We start from the raw sequence: 25,136 nt of genomic DNA, 5'->3' as shown, positions 1-25,136 counted from the left end.
AATATGAAAAATTTAGCAATTACCAGCAAAATCATTCGCTCAGATGAATTTATCACCTCCACTGTAGAAAATGAAGTTGTCATGATGAGCCTTGAAAAAGGCAACTATTATGGCCTAGATAGCATTGGCAGCTTCATTTGGGAAAATATTTCTGAACCCACAAATGTTGAAACGCTTTGTCAAAAGCTCGCAGAAGCCTTTGATGTCGGTCTGGCGCAATGCCAAACCGATGTTCTGGCATTTTTAACCGAACTTTTGCAAGAAGATATGATCCGAATTATTGATGAGCAATCTGGCTAAATTTCGGCAGCTATGCTGGGCAGACCGCTTCCTATTGCTGGAAGCCACGCTTTGGTTAGCCATTGCCCGACTTGGCTTACGGCTCATGCCATTTCGCCACATTGCGCCTAAGCTGGGTGAAGTGGGGCTGGAAAGTGCTGCCAATGTGCCAGGAAAAATAGCAAAGGAAGCGGAGCGCATTAGCTGGGCGGTTCGTGCACTTTCTCACCGTACGCCGTGGGAAAGTGCCTGTTTGGCCCAAGCAATTAGTGCCAAAGCAATGCTGCGCCGCCGTCACATTCCTACTACTCTCTACTTGGGATTAGCCAAAGATCAATCACAGCAGATGGAGGCTCATGCGTGGCTGCGCTGTGGCTCAGAAATTATCACCGGCAAAGCAAATCATGAGCGATTTTCTGTCATCTCTTGTTTTGCTGAGCAATCCTTAGAAAAAAACCTGGCCGAAAACGAAGAGATAACGTCGGTAAACTACCATACCCATGCTCACCTTCAAGAATTATTGCTAGCCACCCTCAACCCTGCACCACAAAAAGCAACTGTCGGCCAGCTTGCCCAGCTAGATGAAACTGAGTGGCAGGCGTTAATTCATCTCGCGCAACAACAGCACATTGAAACATATTTTTTAGCACGATTAGAAGCCTTGAATGGGCATACGGCCGTTCCGACCCAGCTTTTGTCCCAGTTAAAACAGAGGCAGCAGCAGATAACCTTGCAAAATTTGGCTATCTACCGTGAGCTGAATCTGCTTAACCGAGCGATGCAACCAGCAAATATTCCTGTTGTACTGCTAAAGGGGGCGTTTTTGGCGACGGCCGTTTACCCTCATATCGGCCAGCGAGCCATGGGAGATTTGGACCTACTAATAACCCAAGAACATATCCCCAAAATGATAGAAATTCTGCATCATCGGGGCTGGCAGGAAACGCGCCCGCTAGCCCTGGAGGCAACCTTTGAACACCACCACCACCTGCCATCTTTTGCCAAGAAAAATCTCAATTTTCAGATTGAACCACATTGGCATATTATTCTTCCAAATCGCCCTTATTCAATACCGTCTGAGTCAATCTGGCAAGATGTAATGCTCTACACCATTGCTGGAACTGACTTGTTCGCATTCCAGCCCCACCTGCAACTGCTCCATCTTGCCTTGCATGCTTCCTACAACCATCAGTTTGCTTTCGATCTCAGGAGCCTGTGCGATATTGCTTTGGTTATTGATCATTATGGCGATGATTTGTCTTGGGAAAAAGTTGTAGAAAATGCTATCAACTGGAAATGGCAACGAGGCGTTTACCTCACATTGGCATTGATAAATTCATTTTGGAATACGGCCGTTCCCCCCGAAATCCTCCACCAACTCAAACCGGAACAGATGCCAGATAGCCTTATGGCCCTTGCCAAATCACATTTATTACGAGGCCGCGAAGAAAACAAAAAAGTCTCGAAAAATTTCTCGCAACTCAAAAGCAACAACACAACTATAGCTAAGGCCAAGTTTGCCTTGAGCTTCTTTTTCCCTACCCGCAAGAGATTGGCCTGGCGGTATGGCACACCACATAACAACAAAAAAATATGGCTATATTATTTCGTCAACTTTTATGATGTCATTCGCCGCAACAGTAAAAGAGCGTGGTTGTTGTTGCGAGGTAAAAACGAAATTACAAAAACGGCCGAACGCCGCAGTTTACTCGCAGGCTGGCTAGGGCAAACAGAATGAACCATGCAATCCAATTTGAGGCAAAGACGCTGGTGCCGGGAAGCGGCGCAGGGAACGCGCTGGTCTTGGCAGAACCACTTAGCCTTTGGGGTGGATTAAACCCAGAGACTGGCGAAATTATTGATAAGCGGCACCCACAGGCAGGGGAGATTGTGACAAATCGGATACTGGTTTTGCCATCGGGGCGTGGTTCTAGCAGCGCTAGCAGCATCTTGCTAGAAGCGGTCAAGCAAGGCACCGCACCAGCTGCCATCATTACGTCTGAGATAGATGGTATTTTGGCTTTGGGTGCGGCTGTGGCCCGCGAACTGTACGATCAATCTCCGCCCGTGCTGGTGCTTGTCAGCGACGATTACGTAAAAATTCAGACGGGGCAGCATCTCACTGTGCACGAGGATGGAACGATTATCATCCAGGCAAATGCCGCTTCATAAAAATGGCCACATCTTCTTTTTGCACATCCTCATTGCTGTAATACGACAAGTCAATGCCATCTAGCACAAAGCCCAGCTTGCGATAGGCGCGAATGGCTGGCACGTTACTGCTCTGCGTTTCGCAAACGATGACCCGCAGCCTGTGGGCAACGGCCGTATCCACCACGCCTTCCATTAACCGCCGACCAATCCCCTGCCCGCGCCACTCTTCGGTTACATGCAATTCCCAGACGCGCAGGCTGCTATTCCACACTTCCGCACTGGCCAAGGCCACGCCGACCAACTGCGCCTCAAAAAATGCTCCCAGAGACATTCCAACAGCCACAATCTGACCCAGACGAGCCAGTTCAGCTTCATCCAAATGGTTGTAGGTAATGGTTTTGGGGGTGGGCAAAGATACAAGTTTGAGGGAAAAAGTTACGACTGTATCCCATTCATCTTTGGCAATGGCGTAAATCTCGCTGGTGGTGTAGCCCGTAATTACCTGGGGCAGCTGTGTTAGATATTGGGGAAGGAACGGCCGTATCGCAACGTCAGCCATCAGATTCAAGCGTGGCGGCCAACGCTTTGGCTTCATCTAGCCAATCCTGGATGTCGGCAGATTGCCAATTGCGCTTTTTGATGATACTGGCCACCTGTTCCGGCTCGCAGTCGGCAAGATCGGCGAAGGTTTGAATGCCAAATTCATTCAGGCGGCGAGCATAGGCGGGGCCGATGCCTTTAATAAGCTGTAGTTGATTCTTGCCGCTGTAGCTCATTTTGGTCTGTACATCGCCTATCGTGCTTTGTAATTTTTCCAGATCGGAGTCGGCTGCTCCCAACTTGGCCTCGGCTTCAGACAATTTTTCTCGCAGCAAGTCCATTTCTACCAACCGCTGTTGCAAAGTTGCTATATGAGTGCTTTGCTCCACGACCGCCTGTTCAGCCTGTTCAAGTTCCATCAAAGCAGCATCTTTTTCACTTTCAACGGCTGCCAACTCTGCCTCAATTGCTATAATTTTCTGCCCTCGCTCACCCACTTTGGCCTCAGCCTCAGCCAATTTTTGCGTCAACGCCTCTGCTTTTTCTTCCAGCAGTGCCACTTCACCCTCCAGCAACTGGAGTTCAGTAGCGATCTCACTATTTTCGGCAACGGCCGTTTCCAACTGTTCCTGGGTGGCTAAATGTAGACTATCCAGCTCTTCCAGCCGTTCCTGTACTTCTTGGGCATTTTCTTTAAGAGATTCGGTGGTTTGAATGGTGGTTTGTAGCTGGTCGCGGCTGGCTTCAATTTCTTGGAGCTGACGAGCAATGGTTTCTTCCAATTGGGTGCGTTCAGCAATGGCTGTTTCCAAATCAACTTCAGCCAACTGCACTTTTTGCGCCATAGCCTGCTGCTGAATTTGTGCCTTTTGCAGGTCAGCGCGGGCATTTTGCTTGTCTGCATTCGCTTCCTGCACTCGCCGAACCAACGTCAGGTTATCAATCAACAACGCCGCCAATACGCCAATGATAAAGCCAACCACAAGAGCCAGTATCAGTTCAAAAGACATAAATCATCTGCCTCCGGCCATTTACTGGTTCAAATGACGTGCTTCAGCCAAAATGTTCTCGGCGCGTCCCAAACGAATCTGCAAAATGTCCGCCAATCTCTCTGGGGAGAGTGCTTTTAGTTGCTCAAAGGTTTTCACCTCGGCGGCTTGCAAACGGCCGTTAAACACGGCACCAATGCCCTTCACCTGTGTTAAATCATTAGAGGCAATTTCGGGGGACCGATTCTTGGTCAAAAATGATGGTACTTCGGTTGGCCGGTTAGGCAGCGGGATGCTACGCATAAGTTCCGGTTCCGCCACGCCGCTAGCCATTTCTGTTTTCAACTCACGAACCCGCTTTTCGGTGGCGGCGAGCTTGTCTAAAAGTGCCAGCGCGCCATCCTCGGCAGAGGTGCTTTTTTGCCAATACCAAAACAGTAGGCCAACCAACCCGCCAATGAGGAGACCAATCATGAAATTAAAAGAATGTTTTTGTTTCATAAGGACTCGCTTGCAAGTAGAAGCCAATTGTGAGACGGCTCTAATTCAACTTTTCATAAACATAACATACGGCTTTAGATTGATTCTAATGGGTTATGGGGTTTAGCGCAATATTTTTTTGCGGGGTGTTAGTCATTTTGATCACGCAGCAGGTGGTTGAGTGCCTCGCGCGCAGCAGGAAGATGCTGCATGGCACGCCAATTGCCTAAAATAGCCGTCGGGGATTCTAAATCGAGCAGGAGTTGGAAGGGGTCTGTTTGGGTTTGCTCACCGGCAGCTTTGGTTTGTTGCCAATACGGCCGTAAAGTTGCAACCCATCCCCCATATTGCCGCCGCAGCCAAGGCCACACCTCTGCAAAAATGGGTGCAGCTTCGGCTACAGTCATCTTTTCCCGATGCACCTGCACGACAACCGCTTCCAACTGATCCCACTTCGCCACAAACTCATTAAGAGAGCAGTCTTTAGACCATTGGCGAAGAAATTGTGAAAATGGATTCATGGTAAGAGAAACTAGCGGCAGATGAGGATGGGCTGCTTGTACTCCAACAAAACGCGGTTTAGCGTGCTGCCCAACATCAAATTCTTTACAGAACTATTGCCAAAGCCGCCCATAATCATGAAATCTGCTTCTTGGCTATCAGCCGCTTCCAATAACGATGCAGCTGCTGGCCCAACCGGAAGCAAATAATCGGCCTCTACGCCAGCCACACTCAGGTAGGTCTTGGCTCGCGATTGTTTACGGGTGGCAATATCGAGCTTGCCATTGTCATCGTTGCTCACTGTTACGACAGTGAGTTTTATTTGCCACCGGCTTGCCAAGTAAGTAGCCACAAACAATGCTTCTTCTGCTTTGGGGCTACCATCATAGGCCAAGAGTGCATGCTGCATAGGTGAAACAGACGGAACAACCATTACCGGGCGCGGTGTGCGCTGCAATATTGTTTGCATCCCAGAAGCAAGCCGATCTAATATGGAAAGCCCTGGGGGGCAATTCAAGGCCAGCATCACCAAATCGGCAAAGGCAGCCCGGGCAACAATTTGGCGGGCAACTGTTCCCAGTTCCACAGAAAAGTTGGCTTCAATGCCTGCCTCGACGGTAAGCCACTCAAATTTGTCGCGGATTTCAGCAATTTCAGCGTCGTCCCCGTTACCTTTTTTCTTATCGGCAACATAGACCCCACGCAAACGGCCGTTTTCCCGTTGCACCATCATGATGGCCTGCTCTAACACGCGCCAATCGTCTGGCTCCCCGGAAATGGCCAGCAAGGTGTCATTAAACAGATTGTCAACCGAACGCTTTGCTAATCGCTCCTCACGCCAAACGCCCGGTGCCGGGCCAGATTCAAGCTCATCTGGCACCACAGCCTCTATAACGCGGGCAATGGCGGCCCCTGGCTTCTTCTTCCGTTGAATATCGGAAACGGCCGTTTCTGGATCAACATCCCAGCCCAGCACTTCTTTCAATTCCGCCCGGTGTTCCGCCAGCAGCGTATACATATCCGCTTCGGTACGTTCAGGGAATTGACGCATAATCCCCTGCTCGCGCACCATCTGAACCACCGGCAAGTAAACCTCATCGTGCCAGTGTGCCACGGCCTCTTCATAAGAAACATCACGCTGCAAATCGACCCCCATGTAATAATGATGGACATCAATATGATCCAACAAAAGCGAATAATGGGCGCAAAAGGTCATAAGCAAATCTGCGCCAGGACGCAGATTGTCCAAGTTTGTTTTCTCCAAAAAATCTGCGTATCGACTCTTGCAAATAATTTCATTGGGATCGTCATCTGCTGTAAACGGCACGCGCGTTTTCACTTCCGTTACAAAAGCAGAGATGGTTGGGGTGCCTAGCTGTCGTGCGATGGAAACGCGATGATTGCCATCGATCACAAAATAGGCGTCACCAAGTTGGTACACCTCAATCGGTGGCAGACCAACAAAGTCAGACGTGGCCGCTTTTACCCGCGCCCATCGTTCGCTGCCGCTATTGGAAGCCGGCAAAAAGCTGCGGGTGAAATCTTTGTAGCGTCCAACGCTGCCAACAATTTTGTCAACGGGAATCTCTTGCAGGCCCCGTTCACGGATATTGGTTGCTTTTAGCTTTTTTCTAATGTCGTCATATGAAAGCAACTCTGTTTGCTCACCGGTAAATCGGGACAACAGTTGCTGCATCGCTGCCTGACGACGTGCTTGATGAAAATCTTCAAGCGCAGCTTGATAATAATAGGTACTATCCATATGCTTTTTACTTCTCTTCTTTAAGGCAGCCGCTCACCGACAGATTAATATCGGGTGCTTAAATCGTCTTAAAATGGTGTCTACTGTACTTCCTAACATTAAGTGCATCATGGGCCGAAAGCCAAATCCGCCCATAATTAGAAAATCAATGTCCTGCGCCACGGCCGTTTCCAATACAGCATCAGCAATAGGCCTCTGGCGTAAAACATAGTCCACATCCTGAACGCCGTTTTCTGTTAAATATGCTTGCGCCCGCTCTAAAGCCTCCGCTGAAGTATGTTCCGTTTCTACCGTAACCACGGTTAAAGACAACGGCCAGCGTGCGGCCAAATAGGTGGCTACAAACAATGCCTCATCCGCTTTGGGGCTGCCATCATAAGCCAACAGCGTGCGCTCCATCGGCATTTTAGCGTAGCTTGGCACCGCCAAAATGGGACGCGGGCAATGCTGCACCAGTTGGCTGAAGCGGTTACCCAACCGCTCGCGTGGTTGTGGCCCCGGCGGATGTGCCAGATTGAGCACAACCAAGTCGGCAAAGGCGGCACGTTTTACAATCGTTTCTCTCACCGACCCAACCTCGACGGCAAACTCACCAACCAGACCAGCCTCAGCACAAGTCTGCAAAAACCGCTCTCTGATTTTGGCAACGGAACTACTGTTACGCTGACTTGCTTTGGGAACAACATGCAGCCCCAGCAGACGATCATTGTCGCGCTGGGCCACACGAATCACTTCATCCAACATCAACCAATCGGTTTCGCTGCCGCGAATGCCTACCAAATAGTCAGCAAACAAACGCCCCATGGCACGTGTCGCCTGAAATTCGCGCCATCGCCCTGGGGGTGGCCCTTCTACCAGCTCAGGCGGCACCAATGCTTGCAGCCAGCCAGCCAATCCTTTGGGCTTTTCAACCACATCGCTTATCAGTTGAGACACGGCCGTTTCTGGTTCAATTTCCCAGCCCAATGAAGACTCCAGTTCAGCCCGCCGCTCTGAAAAGAGAATGTACATATCGGCACTGGTGCGCTCTGGAAAGAGCCGCATGATGCCCTGTGCTTGAATGTGGCGCAAAACGGGCAAGTACACCTCGTCATACCAGCGGCAAGCGGCCGTGTTGGCATCCAGGGCTTCCCCTTTTGCTGCCAATAGCTCTGCGTGTGCCTCAATCTGATCCAAAAGCTGATGATATTGGCCGCAAAACGTCAGCAGCAAATCTGCCTGTGGGCGTAAATTGTCAAGGTTGGTGCGTTCTAAAAATTCTGCGTACCGCGCTTTGCAGATAATCTCATCCGGATCGTCTTCTGCCGAAAGCGGCACGCGCAACTGCACTTCGGTTACACGGGCGGTGATGCTGTCGGTACCCAGCTGACGCGCAATAGAAACGCGATGGTTGCCATCAATGACAAAGTAGACTTCCCCTACTTTGTACACCTCGATTGGGGGCATACCGACCATGTCGTTAACGGCCGTTTTCACCCGAACCCATCGCTCTTCATCGCTATCATTTTTGGGCCAGAAAGCACGCGTAAAATCTTGGTAGCGCCCCACACTGCCCACAATGGCGTCTAGCGGAATTTCATAGACACCTTGCTGTACCCCGTCAGAAGATTTCACTGCCTGACACACATCATCATAAGCCAGCAAATCGGCCGACTTTCCCGTTAGGCGGGCCATCATTTGCTGCATTGCTGCTGCACGACGCGCCCGTTTGAAATCTTCAACGGCCGTATTGTATACAACTGTTCTTGGAATAGACACGGTTCAACCTACCTAAAAATAGTGAGAAATTTTTAAACATTGTACACATCTGCCAACATGGAAATCGACAGCTATAACAAACTGTTAAAAAAGATGTTAACCCATCGTTAGCAATTATCTTTTTGCCCTTTTCTATAACCACCAAAGGCTAATCTGTTTTGCCCAATTTTACCATTTTACCCAGCAAAGGAGAAAGTAATGAATAGCATATTAGTCAACCATTTATCCCGAAAATCGGTCGTTTCTAAGAATTCATTGCACAGTTCTTTTGTTGTGCTAACTTAGCACCCTCCTCAAGCAAGAGAAGGGTGTTTTTATTTTCCTTCCTTAATTGTGAGTGAAACTTGAGTAACACAAAATGGATGAAACCAAACTCAAGGAGTTTTAGATGTCTCGAACTGATATTCGCTTGGCTCTCCCCAGCAAAGGGGCCTTGCATAAAGATGCGTTTGACTTTTTAGAAGCGTGCGGCCTAAAGATTTTCCGCCCTAATCCCCGGCAATATGAAGCCAAGATTCCCAGCTTGCCAGAACTGACAGTGATGTTCCAGCGGCCAGGCGACATTGTGACCGGGGTGCGGCAGGGGAGCATTGATTTTGGCCTGACTGGATTGGACATCTTGTCGGAAAAAGCATACGGCCGTTCCCATACCATCCTCATTTTGCACGATGCCCTGGGCTTTGGCCCCTGCACGCTTAATCTAGCGGTTCCCGAAGAGATGCCAGCCCGCACGATGGCAGATTTAGCCGCCTGGGCGAAGGATTTGGGCGAGAACGGCCGTTCCCTGCGCGTGGCCACCAAATTTATCAAAACTACCGGTGCGTTTTTAGAAAAATACGGCGTTGCTCCGGTCAAACTCATCAACGTCGAAGGGACGTTGGAAATTGCGCCCAAAATTGGCTACGCAGACGTCATCGCCGATTTAGTTTCATCTGGCATTACCTTGCGAGACAATCACCTGCGCCAAATTGATGATGGCCTCATTCTAAGCTCGCAGGCGTGCCTGGTAGCCAACAAAGCTGCCCTAAAAACGCGGACAGAAGTGCTTTCGGTGGCGCGGCAGCTCATCGAATATATTGAAGCCCATTTGCGTGCCGAAAATTCATATCTGGTGACAACCAATGTGCGTGGCACTTCGCCAGAAAGCATTGCTGAAAAGATGCTTAGCCAGCCACATTTGCGCGGTTTGCGTGGCCCTACCATCGCCCCCGTCGTGGCGCGGCACCACGTACCAGATGAGCCAGACTGGTTTGCCGTCAACATTGTCATCCAAAAACCCAGTTTGTTTAAGGCAATTGCAGAATTGCGAACAATTGGCGGCAGCGGTGTGGTTGTGTCGCCGTGCAAATATATTTTTGAGGAAGAGCCAGAACGGTATCGAGCGATGTTGACTGCCCTGAACGGTGATCAGTAAGCCGCTTTCAATGATCAGTAGGTCTAATCAGTTATGATAAACATATTGAGCGTACAAGAAGCCAAAGAAAAGATATTGCGGCGGGAGGATTCGCTTGAACCAGACGTGCCACCCGCACTACAGGCCAGCCTAAATAAGCTGTTTGGGGAAGGGGCTACGCCGGAAACGGCCGTTGCCATCATTCTTAAAGATGTGCGGCAGCGTGGGGATGTGGCTCTGCGCCACTGGACGGCCACAATTGATCAGGTTGAATTGGAAAGTTTGCATGTTGATAAGGCGGAGATTGAAACGGCCGTTTCCCGAATCCCCACTGACTTAAAAGAAGCATTGGAACTGGCTGCTGGACGCATTGAAGCATTTCATCAGCAACAGCCATTGCCCAATTGGCAAACCCGCGAGATGGGTGGCATTTTAGGCCAGCGAGTCACGCCAATTGACCGCGTCGGCATTTATGTACCCGGCGGCACGGCTCCCTTACCCTCCTCACTGCTCATGTCGGTTATTCCAGCCAAAGTAGCGGGGGTGAAAGAAATTGTAGTAGCCACACCACCTGGACGGGGAGACGGCCGCATTCCCGACGTTATTTTAGCAGCCGCAACCATTGCAGGCGTGAACACCATTTACACTTTGGGTGGGGCACAGGCCATTGCTGCCCTCGCCTTTGGCAGCGAGAGCGTTAGACGTGTAGGCAAGATTGTCGGCCCTGGCAACCTGTTTACCACGCTTGCCAAGCGGCAGGTGTACGGCATTGTGGGCATCGACGGGCTATACGGTCCCACCGAAACGGTGGTGGTAGCCGACGAAACGGCCGATCCAGCCTGGGTTGCGGCCGATATGCTGGCTCAAGCCGAACATGACGTGTTGGCTACAGCCATCCTCTTTACGCCCTCAACAAAGCTGGCTGAAGCGGTTCAGGTAGAAATCGCCCGCCAAATGGAAGATTTGAGCCGCAGCGAGGTGATTGCCGTCTCATTAGCCAATCGAGGTGGCATTGTGCTCACAGCCGATTTGGATCAGGCGTGCCAGCTTGCCAGTAACTTTGCTGCCGAACACACCTGCATCGCCACAGCCAACCCAGAAGCATACATAGGCAAAATTCCACACGCCGGGGGTTTGTTCATTGGCGAACGCAGCTTTGAGGTACTCGGCGATTACGTTGCTGGCCCTAGCCACGTGATGCCCACCAATGGCACTGCCCGCTTCGCTTCTCCGCTTAACGTGCTGGATTTTGTGAAGATTAGCAGCATCGTCCAGCTCGATGACCAAACGTCTGCCCAAATTAGCGTGGCGGCAGCTCGTATTGCCCAGGCAGAAGGGTTAGATGGCCACGCCAACGCCGCCCACAGGAGAATGAGATAAAATAAAAACCTCAGCGTCCTCCGTGGTTAAAAAAGGAATCACCAATCAATGACCAACAAATTCGTACGACCAGATATTGCCGAGATGGAGCCTTATGTGCCAATTGTGCCCTTTGAGGTGCTGTCGGCGCGGCTGGGGCGCGCGCCGGAAGAAATTGTGAAGCTGGATGCCAACGAAAATCCGTATGGGCCATCGCCAAAAGCCTTGGCCGCATTGCGAGACGGCCGTTTCTTTCACATCTACCCCGACCCTGAATCCAACCAACTGCGGGACGCGCTCAGCCAATTTGTGCAAATGCCCAAAGAGCGATTGCTTACCGGTATGGGCGCTGACGAGCTGATTGATTTGGTGCTGCGCGTGGTGCTGTCCCCAAATGATGTGGTCATTGATTGCCCGCCGTCGTTTGGCATGTATCCATTCAGTACGGCCGTCAACAGCGGCCAATACGTGCAGGTGTGGCGTAAGGAAGATTTCCGTCTGGATATCCCTGCCATCGAGGAAGCTGTTGCTAACCATCCCACCGCCAAAATCCTCTTTCTTTGCTCCCCAAACAACCCCGACGGCAGCACCATCACCGACACCGACCTGCGCCGCCTGCTGCAACTCCCCCTACTTGTTGTGCTGGATGAAGCATATGTCGATTTTGATTTTGGCCATAGAGAGAAAAGAGAAGAAACCACTGAGTCCTCTGTGATCTCTGCGGCTAATTCATCAAGCCGAATTCATTGGACACTGGAATATGATAATCTGGCCGTGCTGCGGACGTTTAGCAAGCTGGCCGGGCTAGCTGGTCTGCGGGTGGGTTATGGTGCCTTCCCGGAATGGTTGCTGCCGCACCTGTGGAAAATCAAGCAACCATACAACATTAACGTGGCTGCCTCACTGGCTGCCCTGGCTTCATTAGAAGATCAACAGTGGCTACAAGAAAAAGTACAGCTACTGGTGACGGAAAGAGAGCATCTTTTCACAGAATTGGGTACAATTAGCTACCTGAACCCATTCCCCAGCCGTTCAAACTTTATTTTATGCCGGGTCGTAGGCCGCGATGCCCAACAGCTAAAGCTGGATTTGGAGCAAGCAGGCATATTGGTTCGCTATTTCAAGAAGCCTGGCGTAGACAATTGCATCCGCATTAGTGCTGGACGGCCAGAGGAAACAGATCGGCTCATTGCCGAACTGCGTCGTTTAGGGGATTAGTTTTACACGAAGAAACAAAGGAACGGAGGAACAAAGAAAAAAGCGTATAAATCCCTTTTCGTTTCTTCCTGTCTTCGTTCCTTCGTATAAATTTTCTTAAAAGCAATTCAAGATGACAAGAACAGCAACCATTCATCGTCAAACCAGAGAAACAGATATATCCATTTCAATTAATCTGGATGGTCAAGGGCAGCATGACATCAACACCAGGGTTGGTTTTTTTGACCATATGTTAACGGCCGTTTCCGTCCACGGCTTGTTCGATTTAACGGTGCAGGCATCTGGCGATCTGCATATTGACACCCACCATACCATCGAAGATGTGGGCATTGTGTTAGGGCAGGCACTCAACCAGGCGTTGGGCAACCGCAAAGGCATTATCCGCACAGCACACGCCTATGTGCCCATGGATGAGGCACTTGGCTTTGTCGCCATTGATTTGGGCGGACGGCCGTACACTGTCTTTCACGGCTCATGGCACACCCCGGCCATCGGGCAGATGCCTACGGATTTGGTGCAACATTTCTTTGAGTCGGTGGCTACTCATGCCAAAATGAACCTGCACGCCCGCATTGAATACGGACGTAACGACCATCACCAGGCAGAGGCGTTGTTTAAAGCATTTGCCCGTGCCCTGCGAACGGCCGTTACCATCGATCCCCGCCGGATGGATGTAGCCTCTACGAAAGGCACGCTCACCGAATGAGCAGTGATTATTGTTACGGATAACCGAAACATGACCAAAATTACCATGATCGACTACGGGGCGAGCAACATTCGCTCCGCGCAAAAAGCGTTTGAACATATCGGGGCGAAAGTGCATCTGACCAACGACCCAGATGTCGTGCGCCGCGCCGACAAGCTCGTGCTGCCTGGCGTTGGTGCCTTTGGCTCTGGCATGGACGGCCTGCGCAAGCACAACCTGCCAGCAGCAATTCATGAATCGGTCAAGCGCGGTGTCCCGTTCCTAGGCATCTGCGTGGGGATGCAGCTCATGTTCAGCGAAGGGCATGAAATGGGCGTGCATCAAGGTTTGGATTTATTAGCTGGGAAAGTGGTGCGGTTTCCAGAAAAATGGTCAATGGTTGATGGCAAATTATCAATGGTAATTGAAAATGAGAACCAATCTCTAATCTCCAATCTCCAATCTCTAAAAATTCCCCACATGGGCTGGAATCAACTGGAACCTGCCTGGGAGAACCCTCTTCTGGAGGGAATCACGGCTGGTGACTACGCTTACTTTGTTCATTCGTATTATTGCGATCCTGAGGACGCAACGGCTGTACTGGCTTGGACCGATTACGGAATGCCATTTGCCTCTGTAATTGCCAAAGATAACATCTATGGCTTGCAGTTTCACCCAGAAAAGAGCCAGAGCGTGGGGCTGACTATCTTAAAAAATTTTGTTGAAAAACTTTAACCCAAGAGGTACCTTTTGAGTAAATTCACGATTTTCCCTGCAATTGATTTGCGCAACGGCCGTATCGTTCGGCTAGAGCAAGGTGACCCCGAAAAAGAAACCGTCTTTGGCAATGATCCAGTCCAAATGGCCCAAAAATGGATAGAGGTAGGTGCCAAATGGCTGCACGTGGTCAATTTGGATGGCGCGTTTGATGAAGCAGGCACCACCAACTGGGCTGCACTGCCCGCCATTTGCGAACTCGGCGCAAAAGTCCAGTTTGGCGGTGGCATCCGCAGCCTGGAAGATATCGACCGTGCCATCGAGGCGGGTGCCAAGCGCGTCATTTTGGGCACAGTTGCCATCGAGAAGCCGTCGCTAGTTAGCAAAGCCATCGACACGTTTGGCAAGAAGAAAATCGTGGTAGGGATAGATGCCCACAACGGCCGTGTAAAAACGCGCGGTTGGTTAAAGGATACGGCCGTTAATCCCGTTGATTTAGGCAAGCAGATGTTCAATCGTGGCGTGCGAACCATTGTCTATACCGACATTGGTCGGGACGGGCTGTTGAGCGGTGTCAATGTCTCTGCTACAGCGCAATTGAGTAGAGCCACAGGGTTGAACATCATCGCCTCTGGGGGCGTCGCATCTTTGGAGGACATTGAGCGCAGCTATGAACAAGCCGCCAACGGCATTGTCGGGGTCATTACCGGGCGAGCTATCTACGACGGCCGTGTTGATCTGGAAGAAGCGTTCAAACGCATCCCGGCCGCTTAAAGGAGCGTCACTTTATGCCTTACAAATGGCTCCTTTTTGATGTGGACAACACGCTACTTGACTTTGATCAAACGGAAGCATTGGCCTTAGAAGCTAACTTTACCCAACACGGCCTCGCTTTCCCCCCGGAGGCAAAGAAGCGATACCACCAAATCAACAAAAGCTATTGGCAACGTCTCGAGCGCAAGGAAATTACGCCGGAAACATTAAGAACTGGACGCTTTCACGATTTATTCGATGAGCTGGCGATTCGCTACGATGCCATCGTGTTTGCCAATACCTATCTAGCCAACCTGGGCCAGCAGGCACCGATGGTTGATGGAGCCATGGAGCTTCTGACAGGGTTAAACGGCCGATTCCAACTCGGCATCATCACTAACGGACTGGCCGACGTGCAGCACTCTCGGTTAGAAAAATCCGGCTTGAAACAATATTTCTCGCCCATCATCATTTCGCAAGAGATTGGTAGCTCCAAGCCCAATCCAGACATCTTCGATGCCGCCTTCGCCCAAATGAACCAACCCACCAAAAGCGACGTGCTCATCATCGGCGACAGCCTCTCCTCAGACATGGTGGGCGGTATCAACTACGGCATCGACACTTGCTGGTTCAACCCTAACGGCAAAACCACCGACCTGCCCGTTACCCATGAAATCAGCCAGCTCAACCAGCTGTCTCACGTTCTCAACGGGACGGCCGTATGAAGATCGAACATGTTGCTATATGGACACGGGAGCTAGAACTGTTGCGCATCTTTTACGAAAAATTTTTTAACGGCCGTTCCTCATCTCGTTACGTCAACTCCAAGACTGGGTTTACCTCTTACTTTTTATCCTTTGAGAGTGGTACCAGGCTGGAACTCATGCAGCGCCCAGATATTATTGAGGCGGTTTCCTCAACCGAACAGATGGGTCTGGCTCATTTTGCCATCAGTTTAGGTAGTCAAACGGCCGTTGATACATTAACCAAGCAGCTACATGAAGCAGGCTGTCACATTGTCAGCCAGCCACGCACAACAGGCGACGGCTACTATGAAAGCGTCGTATTAGACCCAGACGGCAATCGCCTTGAACTAACGGTGTAAGACAGAAAAGAGAGCATCCCATGCTAGCCAAACGCATTATTCCCTGTTTAGACGTAAAAGACGGCCGTGTCGTCAAAGGCATCAACTTTGTAGAGCTACGCGATGCGGGTGACCCCGTTGAGCAAGCCAAACTGTATGATGAAGCCGGAGCCGATGAGCTGGTCTTTCTGGACATCACCGCCACCCATGAAGCACGTAAAACGGTCATGGAACTGGCTCGCGCAGTGGCGGATCAGGTGTTCATCCCCTTCACCATTGGCGGCGGCATCCGCACCGTAGACGACATGCGTGGCATCCTGCGCGCCGGGGCCGACAAAATTAGCGTCAACTCTGCGGCCGTCCGCAACCCTGAAATTATCAGCCAAGGCGCAGAAGCGTTTGGCAGCCAGGCGGTTGTGGTCGCCATTGATGCTCGACGTGTCGGTAATCAGTATTCAGTAATCGGTGATCAGTCATCGGTAGCCAGTGAACAGCTAGAAGCCCAAAAATTAACTATTAACAATTCCCCATTATCTGTTAACCATTGGGAAGTGTATGTGAGCGGTGGCCGCACGCCCACCGGGCTAGATGCCGTGGCCTGGGCCAAAGAGGCCGAGCGGCGCGGTGCGGGCGAAATTTTGCTCACCAGCATGGATGGTGACGGTACGCAGGAAGGGTACGATCTCGAACTCACTCGCACCATTGCCAACGCCGTCAACATCCCCGTCATTGCCTCTGGCGGGGCAGGCACGCTGCCCCACTTCGCTCAGGCCCTCACCGCAGGGGGCGCGGATGCCGCTTTGGCCGCCTCACTCTTTCACTACAAGCAGCTCACCATCGCCGAAGTGAAAGATTATTTAGCGAAACAAGGTATTCCAGTGAGACAGTGATTCGGTAAACAGTATGTCAGTACATAATTTGAAATTTGATGAGAAAGGGTTAATTACGGCCGTTCTCCAACACCACACCACGAAAGAAATCCTCATGGTCGCCTGGATGAACGCCGAGGCACTGGCACTCACGCAACAAACCAGCGAAGCCCACTTTTGGAGCCGCAGCCGCCAGGAGCTGTGGCACAAAGGCGGCACCTCCGGCAATGTCCAGCGCGTTAAAGAAATCCGAGTCGATTGTGATGGCGATACCCTGTTGCTACAAGTAGACTCTGCTGGCCCCGCTTGCCATACCGGGGCAGAAAGCTGCTTTTTTGGGAGATTAGAGATTGGAGATTAGAGATTGTCCTCTGTGTCTCCTCTACACATCTCGGTGTTCCGCTTTTTCTTCTCATGATTACGATTATCGGCATTGATTGCGCCACGCAGCCGCAAAAAACCGGGCTGGCCCTGGGAACGTGGGACGGCACGGCCGTTTCTATCCAAACCGTCACCCTCGGCAACAAATCATCATCACGCGCCCAAACCATTGTCAACTGGATTTCCCCCAATTGCCCAACCCTGCTAGCCCTGGACGCACCGCTGGGCTGGCCTGCCGATTTAGGCAACCAGCTTGCCGCCCACCAGGCGGGTGATGCCCTACCAATCCCTCCAAACATGCTGTTTCGCCGTGAAACTGACCGGCGCATCTGGCAACGCATTGGCAAACTGCCGCTGGATGTGGGCGCAGACCGCATTGCCCGCACCGCCCACGCTGCCCTCAGCCTGCTGGCAGAACTCCGCCGGCACACGGGGCGGAAAATTCCCCTCGCCTGGGAACCTCACCTTACGCACCCAATTCACGCCATTGAAGTGTATCCGGCCGGTACGCTGAAAACGCTGTTTGCCCCAATGAAAGTACCAAGTTATAAAGGCAAGGATGGGAGAAACGGCCGTATCGCCATCCTCAACCAACTTACAAACGATGTGACGCTACCGCCAGCCACGCACCTGCTGGAAAACAGCGACGATGCCCTGGACGCTGCCCTATGCGTCTTGGCAGGCACAGACTTCCTGCGTGGGCTGGCAGAGCCACCGACAAATCGCCCCCAAGCCCAAAAAGAGGGCTGGATTTGGGTGAGACAGCAAAGAGAGCAATCTGATGAGTGACTTTATCGACCAACTATTTACCACTTTGCAGGATCGCAAAGCCAACCCCGTGCCCGGCAGTTACACCGCCAGCCTGCTGGCAGACGGCGAAGATGAAATCGTTAAGAAGATAGGGGAAGAAGCAGTTGAAGTGATTTTGGCTGCCAAAGGTCAAGGCAATCAGCGCATCATCGAAGAAACGGCCGATCTTGTTTACCATTTGCTCGTCCTGCTGGTTTCGCACGATCTCACCTGGGATGATATTCGCCAGGAGCTAGCGTCGCGCCACAAATAAAATCCCATTGTGTGATAAAATCGCCGCAAACAACTACCGGGAGACAATTTGAGTCACGTGGGAAATCAGTGGAAACGCGTTGTAGATTTAACGCAAGGGCAAGCAATGGTGATAACCGATCTGCATGGAGATTGGGACGCCTATCAACGGTACCGCGACAAATTTTTTGAGCTTCGCGCCCTGGGCCATGCCGATACGATCCTATTTAACGGCGATTTAATCCACGCCAGTGCCCCCGCCGTTCAAGACAAATCCGTTGAAATCATTTTAGACCTCATTCGCCTCAAAGATGAGCTGGGTGACAGCTTGATCTGCATTCTCGGCAACCACGAAATCCCCCATATTTACAGCATTATCTTGCAAAAGGGTGATGATCTATTCACGCCTCGTTTTGAATTTGCGATGGGGAAGCATCGGCAACACATTGTCTCCTTTCTACACACGCTGCCGTTTTACGTGCGCACACCGGGTGGGGTTTCTATTTGCCACGCGGGAGCAAGCACAGCTTTGGGCGAACCCGACGGGGTTAAACGATTATTCAACCTCTCTCACCGGGAAATCCTGGAGCGCACACGGGCGCAAATCACCAAGGAAGAACGTCCTGAACTGATACGAGCTATGCGCAGAAAACACGGCCGTACGTACAACGAGATGGCTCGCAAATGGTTTGCCGTTACTGGCTTGGATGATCCACGCTATGATGATTTTCTCGTTGGGACTCTGGCAACGTCTGATGAAGATTTTGAACTACTCTGGCCAGCGATGTTCTCACGCAATGAAAAAGAGTACGGCAACAGCAGCTACCAGGTGTTGCTTAACACTTTGTTGCAATCCCTCTCTATCGGCTACGAACGACAATCTGTCCTGATTACGGGGCATATTGATGTACGTGGTGGGTACAAGCTGGTCAATCGGCGGCAGTTGCGTGTGGCCAGTGCCAAACATGCTTCCCCACGTGAGGCAGGACTTTATTTGCTGTTTAACACGCAAGAAAGATTTGAAAAAGCAGAGGACCTCATCCCCAATCTTCGCTCAGTTTTTCGCAGCTAATCCCTTTTACGATTCCAGCAAGTTTTGGAAGAAGCCAGTTGATTTCCCTTTATTGCTTCTAATGCGCTGCAACATGCTTTCGGCGCGTTCTTGCATCATGGTGTCATGGATACGGCCGTACAGCTTAAATGCCAGCTTTGCATGGGGTTCTGCCCTGTCCCAGCGGCCCTGCTTGCACATGATCAAAGCCAAACGGTAGCTCACGTTGGCCACAGCCCGACTGCTGCGCGACTTTTTGGCCGCCTCCAAGCTGCGCTCCAGCTCCCGCACAGCCTGCCGCTTCTTACCCGTTTCAAAAAAGCTCATTCCCATGCCGCTCAAGGCATTGGCTTCCTGTAAAGAAAGTTCATGTTCTTCAGCAAGATCAAGGGCATCCTTATAAAATTCCGTCGCCTCAGAATGCGCGCCTAAAACGCGGGATAAATCTCCCAAATCAGCTAGTGTCTCTGCGATGGCTGCGTAATCTGCTAACGAACGAGCGAGTTCCAAGCGCATTTCATACGCTTCCTCGGCGGGTCGTGGCTGGTTCAGCTTACGGAATAGCTGTGCCATTTCACCCCAATGCCAAATTTGAGCCTCTACGTCCTCATTAGCCTGCACCATCGCCAAACTTTGCTCCAGGTAGGTCACCGCACGACTAAAATCTCCCCAAAGTTCGTACGCTTTGGCCAGCTTTTGCAACATCTGTTGCTCAATGTCACGGTTGTTCCGTTCCCGCGCCAGCAGCAATCCCCGCTTGTACATGCGGCCGGACTCTGTGTAGTTGCCCTGAATATCAAACGCTTCCCCAAGTTTACCAAAAGCGGCTAGCTCCTGAACCTGATCCGTAATCTCTTGGGCAGAAATCAACCCATTCTCATAATGAGCCAGTGCCTCGTCAATGTTCTCATTTCTTAAATAAAGATCGCCAAGACGCAGCAAATTTTTGATCGTTTTGCGGCGATCATTGCTTTCCTGGGCAATATTGAGTGCGTACGTGTAATACTCAATGGCGCGTTCAATATAGCCAGAGGCAAAATACAGCTCGGCTAAATTGCTTAATACTTCACCCTCCCCCACACGATCCCCAATTTGCCGAGAGATGGTTAAGGTCTGCTTGAACAGTTGAGCCGCTTCCTTAAATTCACCAGAATCCAGAAAGACCTTGCCCATGCTGTTCAAAATCCGCTCAACGCGGGTTTTGTCGCCAATATCACGGGCAATGGCCAACGACTGCTTAAAATAATCCTCAGCACGCGGAGCATCCCCTAGCTCCCGGTACGTTTCACCGAGATTGTGCAATGCTTCTGCCTCTTTGAAGCGATTAGCCAATCGCTGGAAAATTTGCAGCTCTTTCTCATGAAAACGGACAGCACGTTCCGGTTCGCCCTTTTGCCGATAAACAAGCCCCAGGTTGCCCTGGGACCGCCCTTGTTCAGCACGATCGCCTAGCTCGCGAGCGATGGCCAAGTGTTCTTCATGAAACTCAATAGCGCGTTCGATATAACCCAGAGCAGCATAGGCCAATCCTAGATTACCTAACCCTTTTCCTTCCAATTCGCGAATATTTTCGGCGCGCGCCACGTTAACGGCCTGTTCAAAATACATGACGGCCACGTCTAACTTGCCAATATCCAGGTACGACAATCCCATTGTGTTGTATGAATAGCCAGCAGCCCGTCGTTCATCTGGGGTTTCCTCGGCACCATCCCATTCTGGGGGGGATGGTTCGCCCGTTACTTTTGTATATACGGCCGCTAACGTTTTCTCTACTTCAGCCCAATCACGGTAACGCTGTTCGCGCGGGATGGACAGGGTGCGATTGATAAAGTCGCGCAGTGGCAGCGGCAATGAAGCATCAAGAGGGGAGATACGGCCGTTCACATGAATGTCGCGCAAATCCTCGCGGGATTCCCCCTGCGCGGCAAAGTGGCCAGCCACCATCTCATACAAGATGCAGCCCAAGGCGTAAATATCAGCACGCGCATCTAATCCTTGATGCTGCCACTGTTCTGGTGCCATGTACAGTGGCGTTCCGGCCACGCCCTGCGTTAGTTGTGTCCGGCCGATATTCTCGCGGCTATTTTCCAAAGACCCTACGGTAGAGCCAGGACTATGGCCCGACAATGTGCTGGCCAGGCCAAAATCCGTCACCCGCGCGACATGATCGTGCCCAATCAAAATATTTTCTGGTTTTAGATCACGGTGTACCAGGCCAGGTATCTTTTGCGTGGCAAAGCGCATTCCCCTGGCAACGTACAGCGCAATAAGGATCGACTCTTCAACCGCAAGCGGTGTTCCCTTTTTGAGCCAGGAGCGCAAAGATGGCGACTTCTTGTCCTGCGGCTGCACAATCCATTCCAACACCAAATAAACTTCACGGCCGTCTCCCACACGCTCTACACGATACGCCTGCACCACATTTGGATGCCGTCCAATCTCCACCCACATCGTCCCCTCACGCAAGAAGAGATCGCGTGCCGCACGATGGGACAAATATTCCGTTTTGAATGTTTTTAGGGCGACAAGCTCAGAAGTAAAATGGTCGCGGCACAAATAAACCAGCCCCATGCCACCTTCCAGCATGTTGACTACTTCGTACCGCTCGGCGATGTAACGCTTGGCCTGCTGGCGATTTGGTGCTTTTTGCCCGATCTCTTCGATGGGCGAGCGTGTGGCAGTTTCAGACATGGCTTGGTTTATCTATGGCGTCAATTGGCTTTTACATTGAATACGGCCGTTACAAAACAGTGCGTTTCAATCGTAGTATACATTGGGGAAGGTAACTTGTCATCGTCTGAAATAGCTCTGGATTTCAAAAACTTTCCCACTTCCACAAATTTCCCCTGTTTTTCAAAATAGGATACAATTCTCTCCACCGCCGCAACTTGTAGGAAGAGAATGCAGCAGACTGGAAAACTCACCCAATGAAAATCTTTTTCATTATTTGGCTGATTTTGGGGCTGATCGTCTCAATTTTTGTCGTCGCTGCCCTGATGCGCTCCTCTCAAATAAGTCAGGAAGAAGGCCTTTCTGAAAGTTATGAAGATTGGGAAGCACCGGACCAAGCCCAGGAGCTTCATCCCCGGCAAGCTGAATAGCAATAGCAGCAGACGATTCAAATCGGCCCACTTAATAATCCCGCACCCTCAGTACATGCAAACCGCAGCCTGATACCCAGCAGGATGCTTGTGGCTGCATCCACGTTATAATTCCACCTTATGTGGCCAAAACCGTTCGCCAAAATTCTTGCCCTTATGGCACCGCTGAGTTTAGGGCTTTTTGCTGGCCGCTTACTGAGTGAGCAGTGGGCAATGCATTACATGGTTCGTTCGGCCGCTGTCAGTTGGATTATTGCACTTGGGCTCACGGCAATGCTAACGGGGTTCGCGATTTTCAGTTTACGCCACCACAATAACAGCCAAACTTGGCCCCTTTTGCTGCTGCTTGGCTATGTTTTATACCCTCATCCAGATGTGCAGGTAGCCGCTTTAGCAATTTTGCTGGTAACGGCCGTTTTGCTGCAAAAACTCCCTCTACCGACCCAAATATTTACCCCACGCCTGCGTATTTATCTGGGCTTACTTGCAACTGTTCTCCTTTTTGGCCTGCTTTATTTTTTCACCTTGGCACCGGGGCTGCTGCCCGCCGACAATGGCGAATTCCAGCTAATCGGCACTACGCTGGGGGTGGCACATCCACCTGGCTTTCCGCTTTACACCCTATTAAGCAAGCTCATGACCTGGCTGCCTATTGCCGCATCGGCCGCTTACAAAATCAATCTCCTCTCACTGATCACCAGCACCGCGACGCTTAGCTTACTCTACTTGATCGTCTTTGACCTTACTCGAAAGCACTTTGCGGCAGCAACGGCCGTACTCCCCCTTGGGACAGCCACTACCTTTTGGGCACAGGCCACCACCGCCAACATCCGCAGCCTGACAGCACTGTTTGCCGCCTTGGCCATTTTTGCACTCATCCGACATCAACGTCATAAAGAAAAGACGGATCGCTATCTAATTCTGTTTGCCGCTGCGCTTAGCTTCGGCTTTACACACCACCTATCCCTAGCTTTCATGGGGCTCGTATTTTTTGTGGGCTTACTGCTAATTGATCCCACATTTTTACGAACCCCATCCCGCTGGAAACGGCCGTTGCTAGCTGCCCTTGCCGGACTTTTACCGCTGCTCTACCTGCCCTTGCGCGCCGGAGCCGATGTTCCCGGAGCTAGCGACGGCTTAAACACCGTCTCTGGCTTTTTGAACCACTTCCTGGCACTTGGCTTTCAGGGGGATTTTTTTTACTTTGTTGAGCCTGTGGTACTTTGGCCGCGCCTAAAGGTGATGGGGAATGTGCTGACCTTCCAATTTTCACCGTGGCTGTTGGTGGGCGCACTGTTGGGTTTGGTTTGGCTGCTGCGGCGAGATTGGCGGCTTGGACTGTTGCTTGGCGGTTCATTTGCGCTGCACACGTTGGTTACGGCCACCTACCGCGCCCCGCAAACGGTAGAATATATGCTGCCTGCTTATCTGCCAGTAGCCATTTGCGTGGGGCTGGCCTGTGGCTACTTACGGGATTTCGTGGCAGCCCAGCCCAACTCCTGGCGAACTGTACTGCTGGTAGCAACGGCCGTTCTCCTCATCGCAGCAGTGGCACAAGGTTGGCAACGGTGGCCCAGCTTCCGCTGGCTGCACCAGGTGGAAGATGCCCGCGACTATGCACAAACCATCCTCGATGGTGCCCCACCAGACAGCCTGATTCTGGCCAACTGGCATTGGGCAACCCCACTTTGGTATTTGCAAACGGTGGAAGGCCACCGCCCTGACGTAACGATTGAATACGTGGCTCCCGGCGAAGGCCCATACAGCCAGACGTGGGTGAATCGAATTGAGGAGGGATTGGCAAACGGCCGTAATGTCATTACTACCTACATCGACGAAGCTCCCTACAGTACGCTCCGTCCGGCAGAACCGCTCGGTGAAGCCTTGCTGTTTCGCCAAAGGCCACACATCCAACTGCCTAGTCAGTTCTCGCCACTGTCGCTCACTTTGGCTGACGCAACAATTTTGGGCTACGCAATCGAGCAAAACGAAGTGGAAATTGGTTCCGAAGCACGCCTGACGCTGGCCTGGCAAGGAACCACAGAAACTCCGTTTTTTGTCCATTTGCTAGATGAATCGGGCAACATTATAGCCCAGGCAGATTTACTGGCACGTCCCCAACCGGCAGGCATAACGCTCACCCAATTTCGCCTGACGTCGCGGCGAGGCCCTGGCGAATTCAGGCTACGTCTAGGCAGTGGCGCCGAATTGGCCGACATTGGCACGCTCACTGTAAAGCCAGCCCACCTGCCTATAGCCACACAAAACCCGCTACATCGCCCCATTTCAGCAGCCGACAGCGCGCAAGCCGTCGTCGGATACGATTGGGACGCTACCATAGCGGGACAAACTCGGCTGTATTTGCATTGGCAAAATGAAAATGGTCACTGGAGCACAACTTACGATAATCCTAGCCTAGCAGAACTGCCGAATCAGTTGCCGGCAACCATCGGGCCATGGGGCATTGCCCAACCCAATTGGGCACCACCAGAGGCCTCGGAACATACAAATTATGTTCCGCTGGGACAAGGGATCGTTTGGGCAGGTGGCTCAATTGGAAATGCGCAGTCCACACTCTCTCCCGGTGAGGAGATAGCTATTCCAATGTGGTTGATAAACGGCCGTCCCCTCCTGCGTGACTATGTGATTTCTACTCGATTTGTGGGCTATGAAGCAGGTAGCTTTACCTGGGCCTGGTGCGACCTGGTGGATGGCATTCCAGCAATGGGCAGCATACCCACGCTCAAATGGATTCACGGATCGCAGGTGCAGTCCCCTCGCACCATCGTTTTCCCCCCGCGCCCAAACCCCGCAACCTTTATTGGCTTTTGCCAAAGCGAAAAGCCTGCACCCGGCTCACCGATCTTGTATGTAGATAACAGAGCCACCAACGGCCAAACGGCTGGTGTGCTGCTCATTCTTTACGATGCCTTTACCAATCGCCCCTTGCCTATTTTAGACGAACGCATTACGGCCGTTACGAGCTGGATTCCATTCGGAGAAATTCAAATTGAGGATTAA

General features: G+C 51.5%; 25 protein-coding genes. 18 read left to right on the top strand and 7 right to left on the bottom strand.

From position 1 onward, the window contains the following. Positions 1 to 3: 3 nt before the first annotated feature. The 3 genes from ACOQPU_RS07080 to ACOQPU_RS07070 are packed head-to-tail and all read left to right on the top strand — an operon-like array spanning position 4 to position 2,451. Complete coding sequence (locus ACOQPU_RS07080) at positions 4 to 300, top strand: lasso peptide biosynthesis PqqD family chaperone (protein ID WP_420644421.1); 297 nt, start codon at positions 4 to 6, stop codon at positions 298 to 300. Further along, on the top strand, positions 284 to 2,017 hold the full coding sequence (locus tag ACOQPU_RS07075) for a lasso peptide biosynthesis B2 protein (protein WP_420644420.1): 1,734 nt from the start codon (positions 284 to 286) through the stop codon (positions 2,015 to 2,017). Before ACOQPU_RS07080 ends, ACOQPU_RS07075 begins: the two co-directional genes overlap by 17 nt. Further along, positions 2,014 to 2,451, top strand: coding sequence for an aconitase X swivel domain-containing protein (locus tag ACOQPU_RS07070; RefSeq protein ID WP_420644419.1), 438 nt, complete (start codon positions 2,014 to 2,016; stop codon positions 2,449 to 2,451). Before ACOQPU_RS07075 ends, ACOQPU_RS07070 begins: the two co-directional genes overlap by 4 nt. Here the strand turns inward: ACOQPU_RS07070 and ACOQPU_RS07065 are convergent. The 6 genes from ACOQPU_RS07065 to ACOQPU_RS07040 all read right to left on the bottom strand — a co-directional run bounded on the left by ACOQPU_RS07065 (position 2,426) and on the right by ACOQPU_RS07040 (position 8,463). Further along, on the bottom strand, positions 2,426 to 3,028 hold the full coding sequence (locus ACOQPU_RS07065; protein ID WP_420644418.1) for a GNAT family N-acetyltransferase: 603 nt from the start codon (positions 3,026 to 3,028) through the stop codon (positions 2,426 to 2,428). The two genes, ACOQPU_RS07070 and ACOQPU_RS07065, sit on opposite strands and share 26 nt — an antisense overlap. Next, positions 2,985 to 3,983, bottom strand: coding sequence for a helix-hairpin-helix domain-containing protein (locus ACOQPU_RS07060; RefSeq protein ID WP_420644417.1), 999 nt, complete (start codon positions 3,981 to 3,983; stop codon positions 2,985 to 2,987). Before ACOQPU_RS07060 ends, ACOQPU_RS07065 begins: the two co-directional genes overlap by 44 nt. Positions 3,984 to 4,004: 21 nt before the next feature. After that, a complete protein-coding gene (locus ACOQPU_RS07055; RefSeq protein ID WP_420644416.1) occupies positions 4,005 to 4,463 on the bottom strand; it encodes a hypothetical protein in 459 nt (152 codons plus the stop codon). A 128-nt stretch (positions 4,464 to 4,591) separates the two neighbouring features. Next, the gene (locus ACOQPU_RS07050; protein WP_420644415.1) at positions 4,592 to 4,903 is read right to left on the bottom strand and encodes a hypothetical protein; all 312 of its coding nucleotides are present in this window, start codon (positions 4,901 to 4,903) and stop codon (positions 4,592 to 4,594) included. Between the two features lie 71 nt (positions 4,904 to 4,974). Then, a complete protein-coding gene (locus tag ACOQPU_RS07045; RefSeq protein ID WP_420644414.1) occupies positions 4,975 to 6,705 on the bottom strand; it encodes a universal stress protein in 1,731 nt (576 codons plus the stop codon). A gap of 33 nt (positions 6,706 to 6,738) precedes the next feature. Beyond that, on the bottom strand, positions 6,739 to 8,463 hold the full coding sequence (locus tag ACOQPU_RS07040) for a universal stress protein (protein ID WP_420644413.1): 1,725 nt from the start codon (positions 8,461 to 8,463) through the stop codon (positions 6,739 to 6,741). A gap of 388 nt (positions 8,464 to 8,851) precedes the next feature. On the opposite strand from ACOQPU_RS07040, the gene hisG reads away from it, so the two are divergent. The 13 genes from hisG (at position 8,852) to ACOQPU_RS06975 (ending at position 19,035) form a co-directional block, all read left to right on the top strand. Then, on the top strand, positions 8,852 to 9,877 hold the full coding sequence (hisG, locus tag ACOQPU_RS07035) for an ATP phosphoribosyltransferase (protein ID WP_420644412.1): 1,026 nt from the start codon (positions 8,852 to 8,854) through the stop codon (positions 9,875 to 9,877). A 45-nt stretch (positions 9,878 to 9,922) separates the two neighbouring features. Beyond that, positions 9,923 to 11,236 (top strand): histidinol dehydrogenase, encoded by a 1,314-nt coding sequence (hisD, locus tag ACOQPU_RS07030; RefSeq protein WP_420644411.1) that lies wholly within the window; start codon positions 9,923 to 9,925, stop codon positions 11,234 to 11,236. A 48-nt stretch (positions 11,237 to 11,284) separates the two neighbouring features. After that, positions 11,285 to 12,433: a histidinol-phosphate transaminase gene (gene hisC, locus ACOQPU_RS07025; protein WP_420644410.1), complete on the top strand. Its 1,149-nt coding sequence runs from the start codon at positions 11,285 to 11,287 to the stop codon at positions 12,431 to 12,433. A gap of 112 nt (positions 12,434 to 12,545) precedes the next feature. Beyond that, complete coding sequence (gene hisB, locus ACOQPU_RS07020; RefSeq protein ID WP_420644409.1) at positions 12,546 to 13,139, top strand: imidazoleglycerol-phosphate dehydratase HisB; 594 nt, start codon at positions 12,546 to 12,548, stop codon at positions 13,137 to 13,139. A gap of 30 nt (positions 13,140 to 13,169) precedes the next feature. Next, positions 13,170 to 13,853, top strand: a complete 684-nt coding sequence (gene hisH, locus ACOQPU_RS07015) for an imidazole glycerol phosphate synthase subunit HisH (RefSeq protein WP_420644408.1) — start codon at positions 13,170 to 13,172, stop codon at positions 13,851 to 13,853. Positions 13,854 to 13,868: 15 nt separating this feature from the next. Beyond that, entirely contained in the window at positions 13,869 to 14,609 is a 741-nt protein-coding gene (gene hisA / locus ACOQPU_RS07010) for a 1-(5-phosphoribosyl)-5-[(5-phosphoribosylamino)methylideneamino]imidazole-4-carboxamide isomerase (RefSeq protein ID WP_420644407.1), read from the top strand. A 14-nt stretch (positions 14,610 to 14,623) separates the two neighbouring features. Continuing rightward, a complete protein-coding gene (locus ACOQPU_RS07005) occupies positions 14,624 to 15,313 on the top strand; it encodes a YjjG family noncanonical pyrimidine nucleotidase (RefSeq protein ID WP_420644406.1) in 690 nt (229 codons plus the stop codon). Then, entirely contained in the window at positions 15,310 to 15,693 is a 384-nt protein-coding gene (locus ACOQPU_RS07000) for a VOC family protein (protein ID WP_420644405.1), read from the top strand. The genes ACOQPU_RS07005 and ACOQPU_RS07000 overlap by 4 nt, the downstream gene beginning before the upstream one ends. A 20-nt stretch (positions 15,694 to 15,713) precedes the next feature. Continuing rightward, entirely contained in the window at positions 15,714 to 16,562 is an 849-nt protein-coding gene (gene hisF, locus ACOQPU_RS06995) for an imidazole glycerol phosphate synthase subunit HisF (protein ID WP_420644404.1), read from the top strand. Between the two features lie 13 nt (positions 16,563 to 16,575). Then, a complete protein-coding gene (hisI, locus tag ACOQPU_RS06990; RefSeq protein ID WP_420644403.1) occupies positions 16,576 to 16,902 on the top strand; it encodes a phosphoribosyl-AMP cyclohydrolase in 327 nt (108 codons plus the stop codon). A gap of 53 nt (positions 16,903 to 16,955) precedes the next feature. Further along, positions 16,956 to 17,711, top strand: coding sequence for a DUF429 domain-containing protein (locus ACOQPU_RS06985; RefSeq protein ID WP_420644402.1), 756 nt, complete (start codon positions 16,956 to 16,958; stop codon positions 17,709 to 17,711). Then, entirely contained in the window at positions 17,704 to 17,985 is a 282-nt protein-coding gene (gene hisE, locus ACOQPU_RS06980) for a phosphoribosyl-ATP diphosphatase (protein WP_420644401.1), read from the top strand. Before ACOQPU_RS06985 ends, hisE begins: the two co-directional genes overlap by 8 nt. A 57-nt stretch (positions 17,986 to 18,042) precedes the next feature. After that, positions 18,043 to 19,035, top strand: a complete 993-nt coding sequence (locus ACOQPU_RS06975; RefSeq protein WP_420645818.1) for a metallophosphoesterase — start codon at positions 18,043 to 18,045, stop codon at positions 19,033 to 19,035. Between the two features lie 6 nt (positions 19,036 to 19,041). On the opposite strand, the gene ACOQPU_RS06970 is transcribed toward ACOQPU_RS06975, so the two are convergent. Further along, the gene (locus ACOQPU_RS06970; RefSeq protein WP_420644400.1) at positions 19,042 to 21,705 is read right to left on the bottom strand and encodes a tetratricopeptide repeat protein; all 2,664 of its coding nucleotides are present in this window, start codon (positions 21,703 to 21,705) and stop codon (positions 19,042 to 19,044) included. A gap of 236 nt (positions 21,706 to 21,941) precedes the next feature. Here ACOQPU_RS06970 and ACOQPU_RS06965 point away from each other — a divergent pair, with 236 nt between their 5' ends. Further along, a complete protein-coding gene (locus tag ACOQPU_RS06965; RefSeq protein ID WP_420644399.1) occupies positions 21,942 to 22,115 on the top strand; it encodes a hypothetical protein in 174 nt (57 codons plus the stop codon). A 273-nt stretch (positions 22,116 to 22,388) separates the two neighbouring features. Beyond that, on the top strand, positions 22,389 to 25,136 hold the full coding sequence (locus tag ACOQPU_RS06960; RefSeq protein WP_420644398.1) for a protein O-mannosyl-transferase family: 2,748 nt from the start codon (positions 22,389 to 22,391) through the stop codon (positions 25,134 to 25,136).

Origin of the sequence: Candidatus Leptofilum sp., assembly GCF_965223285.1 — a bacterium.
In the GTDB taxonomy this organism is placed as follows: domain Bacteria; phylum Chloroflexota; class Anaerolineae; order Promineifilales; family Promineifilaceae; genus Leptofilum.
This window is presented reverse-complemented; position numbering and strand designations above follow the sequence as displayed.

Excerpts from the sequence above, each read along its gene's own strand:
- ACOQPU_RS06960 (WP_420644398.1), top strand. The coding sequence starts at position 22,389 with ATGCTAACGGGGTTCGCGATTTTCAGTTTACGCCACCACAATAACAGC.
- hisG (WP_420644412.1), top strand. The coding sequence starts at position 8,852 with ATGTCTCGAACTGATATTCGCTTGGCTCTCCCCAGCAAAGGGGCCTTG.
- hisB (WP_420644409.1), top strand. The coding sequence starts at position 12,546 with ATGACAAGAACAGCAACCATTCATCGTCAAACCAGAGAAACAGATATA.
- ACOQPU_RS07005 (WP_420644406.1), top strand. The coding sequence starts at position 14,624 with ATGCCTTACAAATGGCTCCTTTTTGATGTGGACAACACGCTACTTGAC.
- ACOQPU_RS07080 (WP_420644421.1), top strand. The coding sequence starts at position 4 with ATGAAAAATTTAGCAATTACCAGCAAAATCATTCGCTCAGATGAATTT.
- hisE (WP_420644401.1), top strand. The coding sequence starts at position 17,704 with ATGAGTGACTTTATCGACCAACTATTTACCACTTTGCAGGATCGCAAA.
- hisF (WP_420644404.1), top strand. The coding sequence starts at position 15,714 with ATGCTAGCCAAACGCATTATTCCCTGTTTAGACGTAAAAGACGGCCGT.
- ACOQPU_RS07065 (WP_420644418.1), bottom strand. The coding sequence starts at position 3,028 with ATGAAGCCAAAGCGTTGGCCGCCACGCTTGAATCTGATGGCTGACGTT.
- ACOQPU_RS07045 (WP_420644414.1), bottom strand. The coding sequence starts at position 6,705 with ATGGATAGTACCTATTATTATCAAGCTGCGCTTGAAGATTTTCATCAA.
- ACOQPU_RS07000 (WP_420644405.1), top strand. The coding sequence starts at position 15,310 with ATGAAGATCGAACATGTTGCTATATGGACACGGGAGCTAGAACTGTTG.
- hisI (WP_420644403.1), top strand. The coding sequence starts at position 16,576 with ATGTCAGTACATAATTTGAAATTTGATGAGAAAGGGTTAATTACGGCC.
- ACOQPU_RS07075 (WP_420644420.1), top strand. The coding sequence starts at position 284 with ATGAGCAATCTGGCTAAATTTCGGCAGCTATGCTGGGCAGACCGCTTC.
- hisC (WP_420644410.1), top strand. The coding sequence starts at position 11,285 with ATGACCAACAAATTCGTACGACCAGATATTGCCGAGATGGAGCCTTAT.
- hisH (WP_420644408.1), top strand. The coding sequence starts at position 13,170 with ATGACCAAAATTACCATGATCGACTACGGGGCGAGCAACATTCGCTCC.
- ACOQPU_RS07060 (WP_420644417.1), bottom strand. The coding sequence starts at position 3,983 with ATGTCTTTTGAACTGATACTGGCTCTTGTGGTTGGCTTTATCATTGGC.
- ACOQPU_RS06970 (WP_420644400.1), bottom strand. The coding sequence starts at position 21,705 with ATGTCTGAAACTGCCACACGCTCGCCCATCGAAGAGATCGGGCAAAAA.
- ACOQPU_RS07070 (WP_420644419.1), top strand. The coding sequence starts at position 2,014 with ATGAACCATGCAATCCAATTTGAGGCAAAGACGCTGGTGCCGGGAAGC.
- ACOQPU_RS07055 (WP_420644416.1), bottom strand. The coding sequence starts at position 4,463 with ATGAAACAAAAACATTCTTTTAATTTCATGATTGGTCTCCTCATTGGC.
- ACOQPU_RS06965 (WP_420644399.1), top strand. The coding sequence starts at position 21,942 with ATGAAAATCTTTTTCATTATTTGGCTGATTTTGGGGCTGATCGTCTCA.
- ACOQPU_RS06985 (WP_420644402.1), top strand. The coding sequence starts at position 16,956 with ATGATTACGATTATCGGCATTGATTGCGCCACGCAGCCGCAAAAAACC.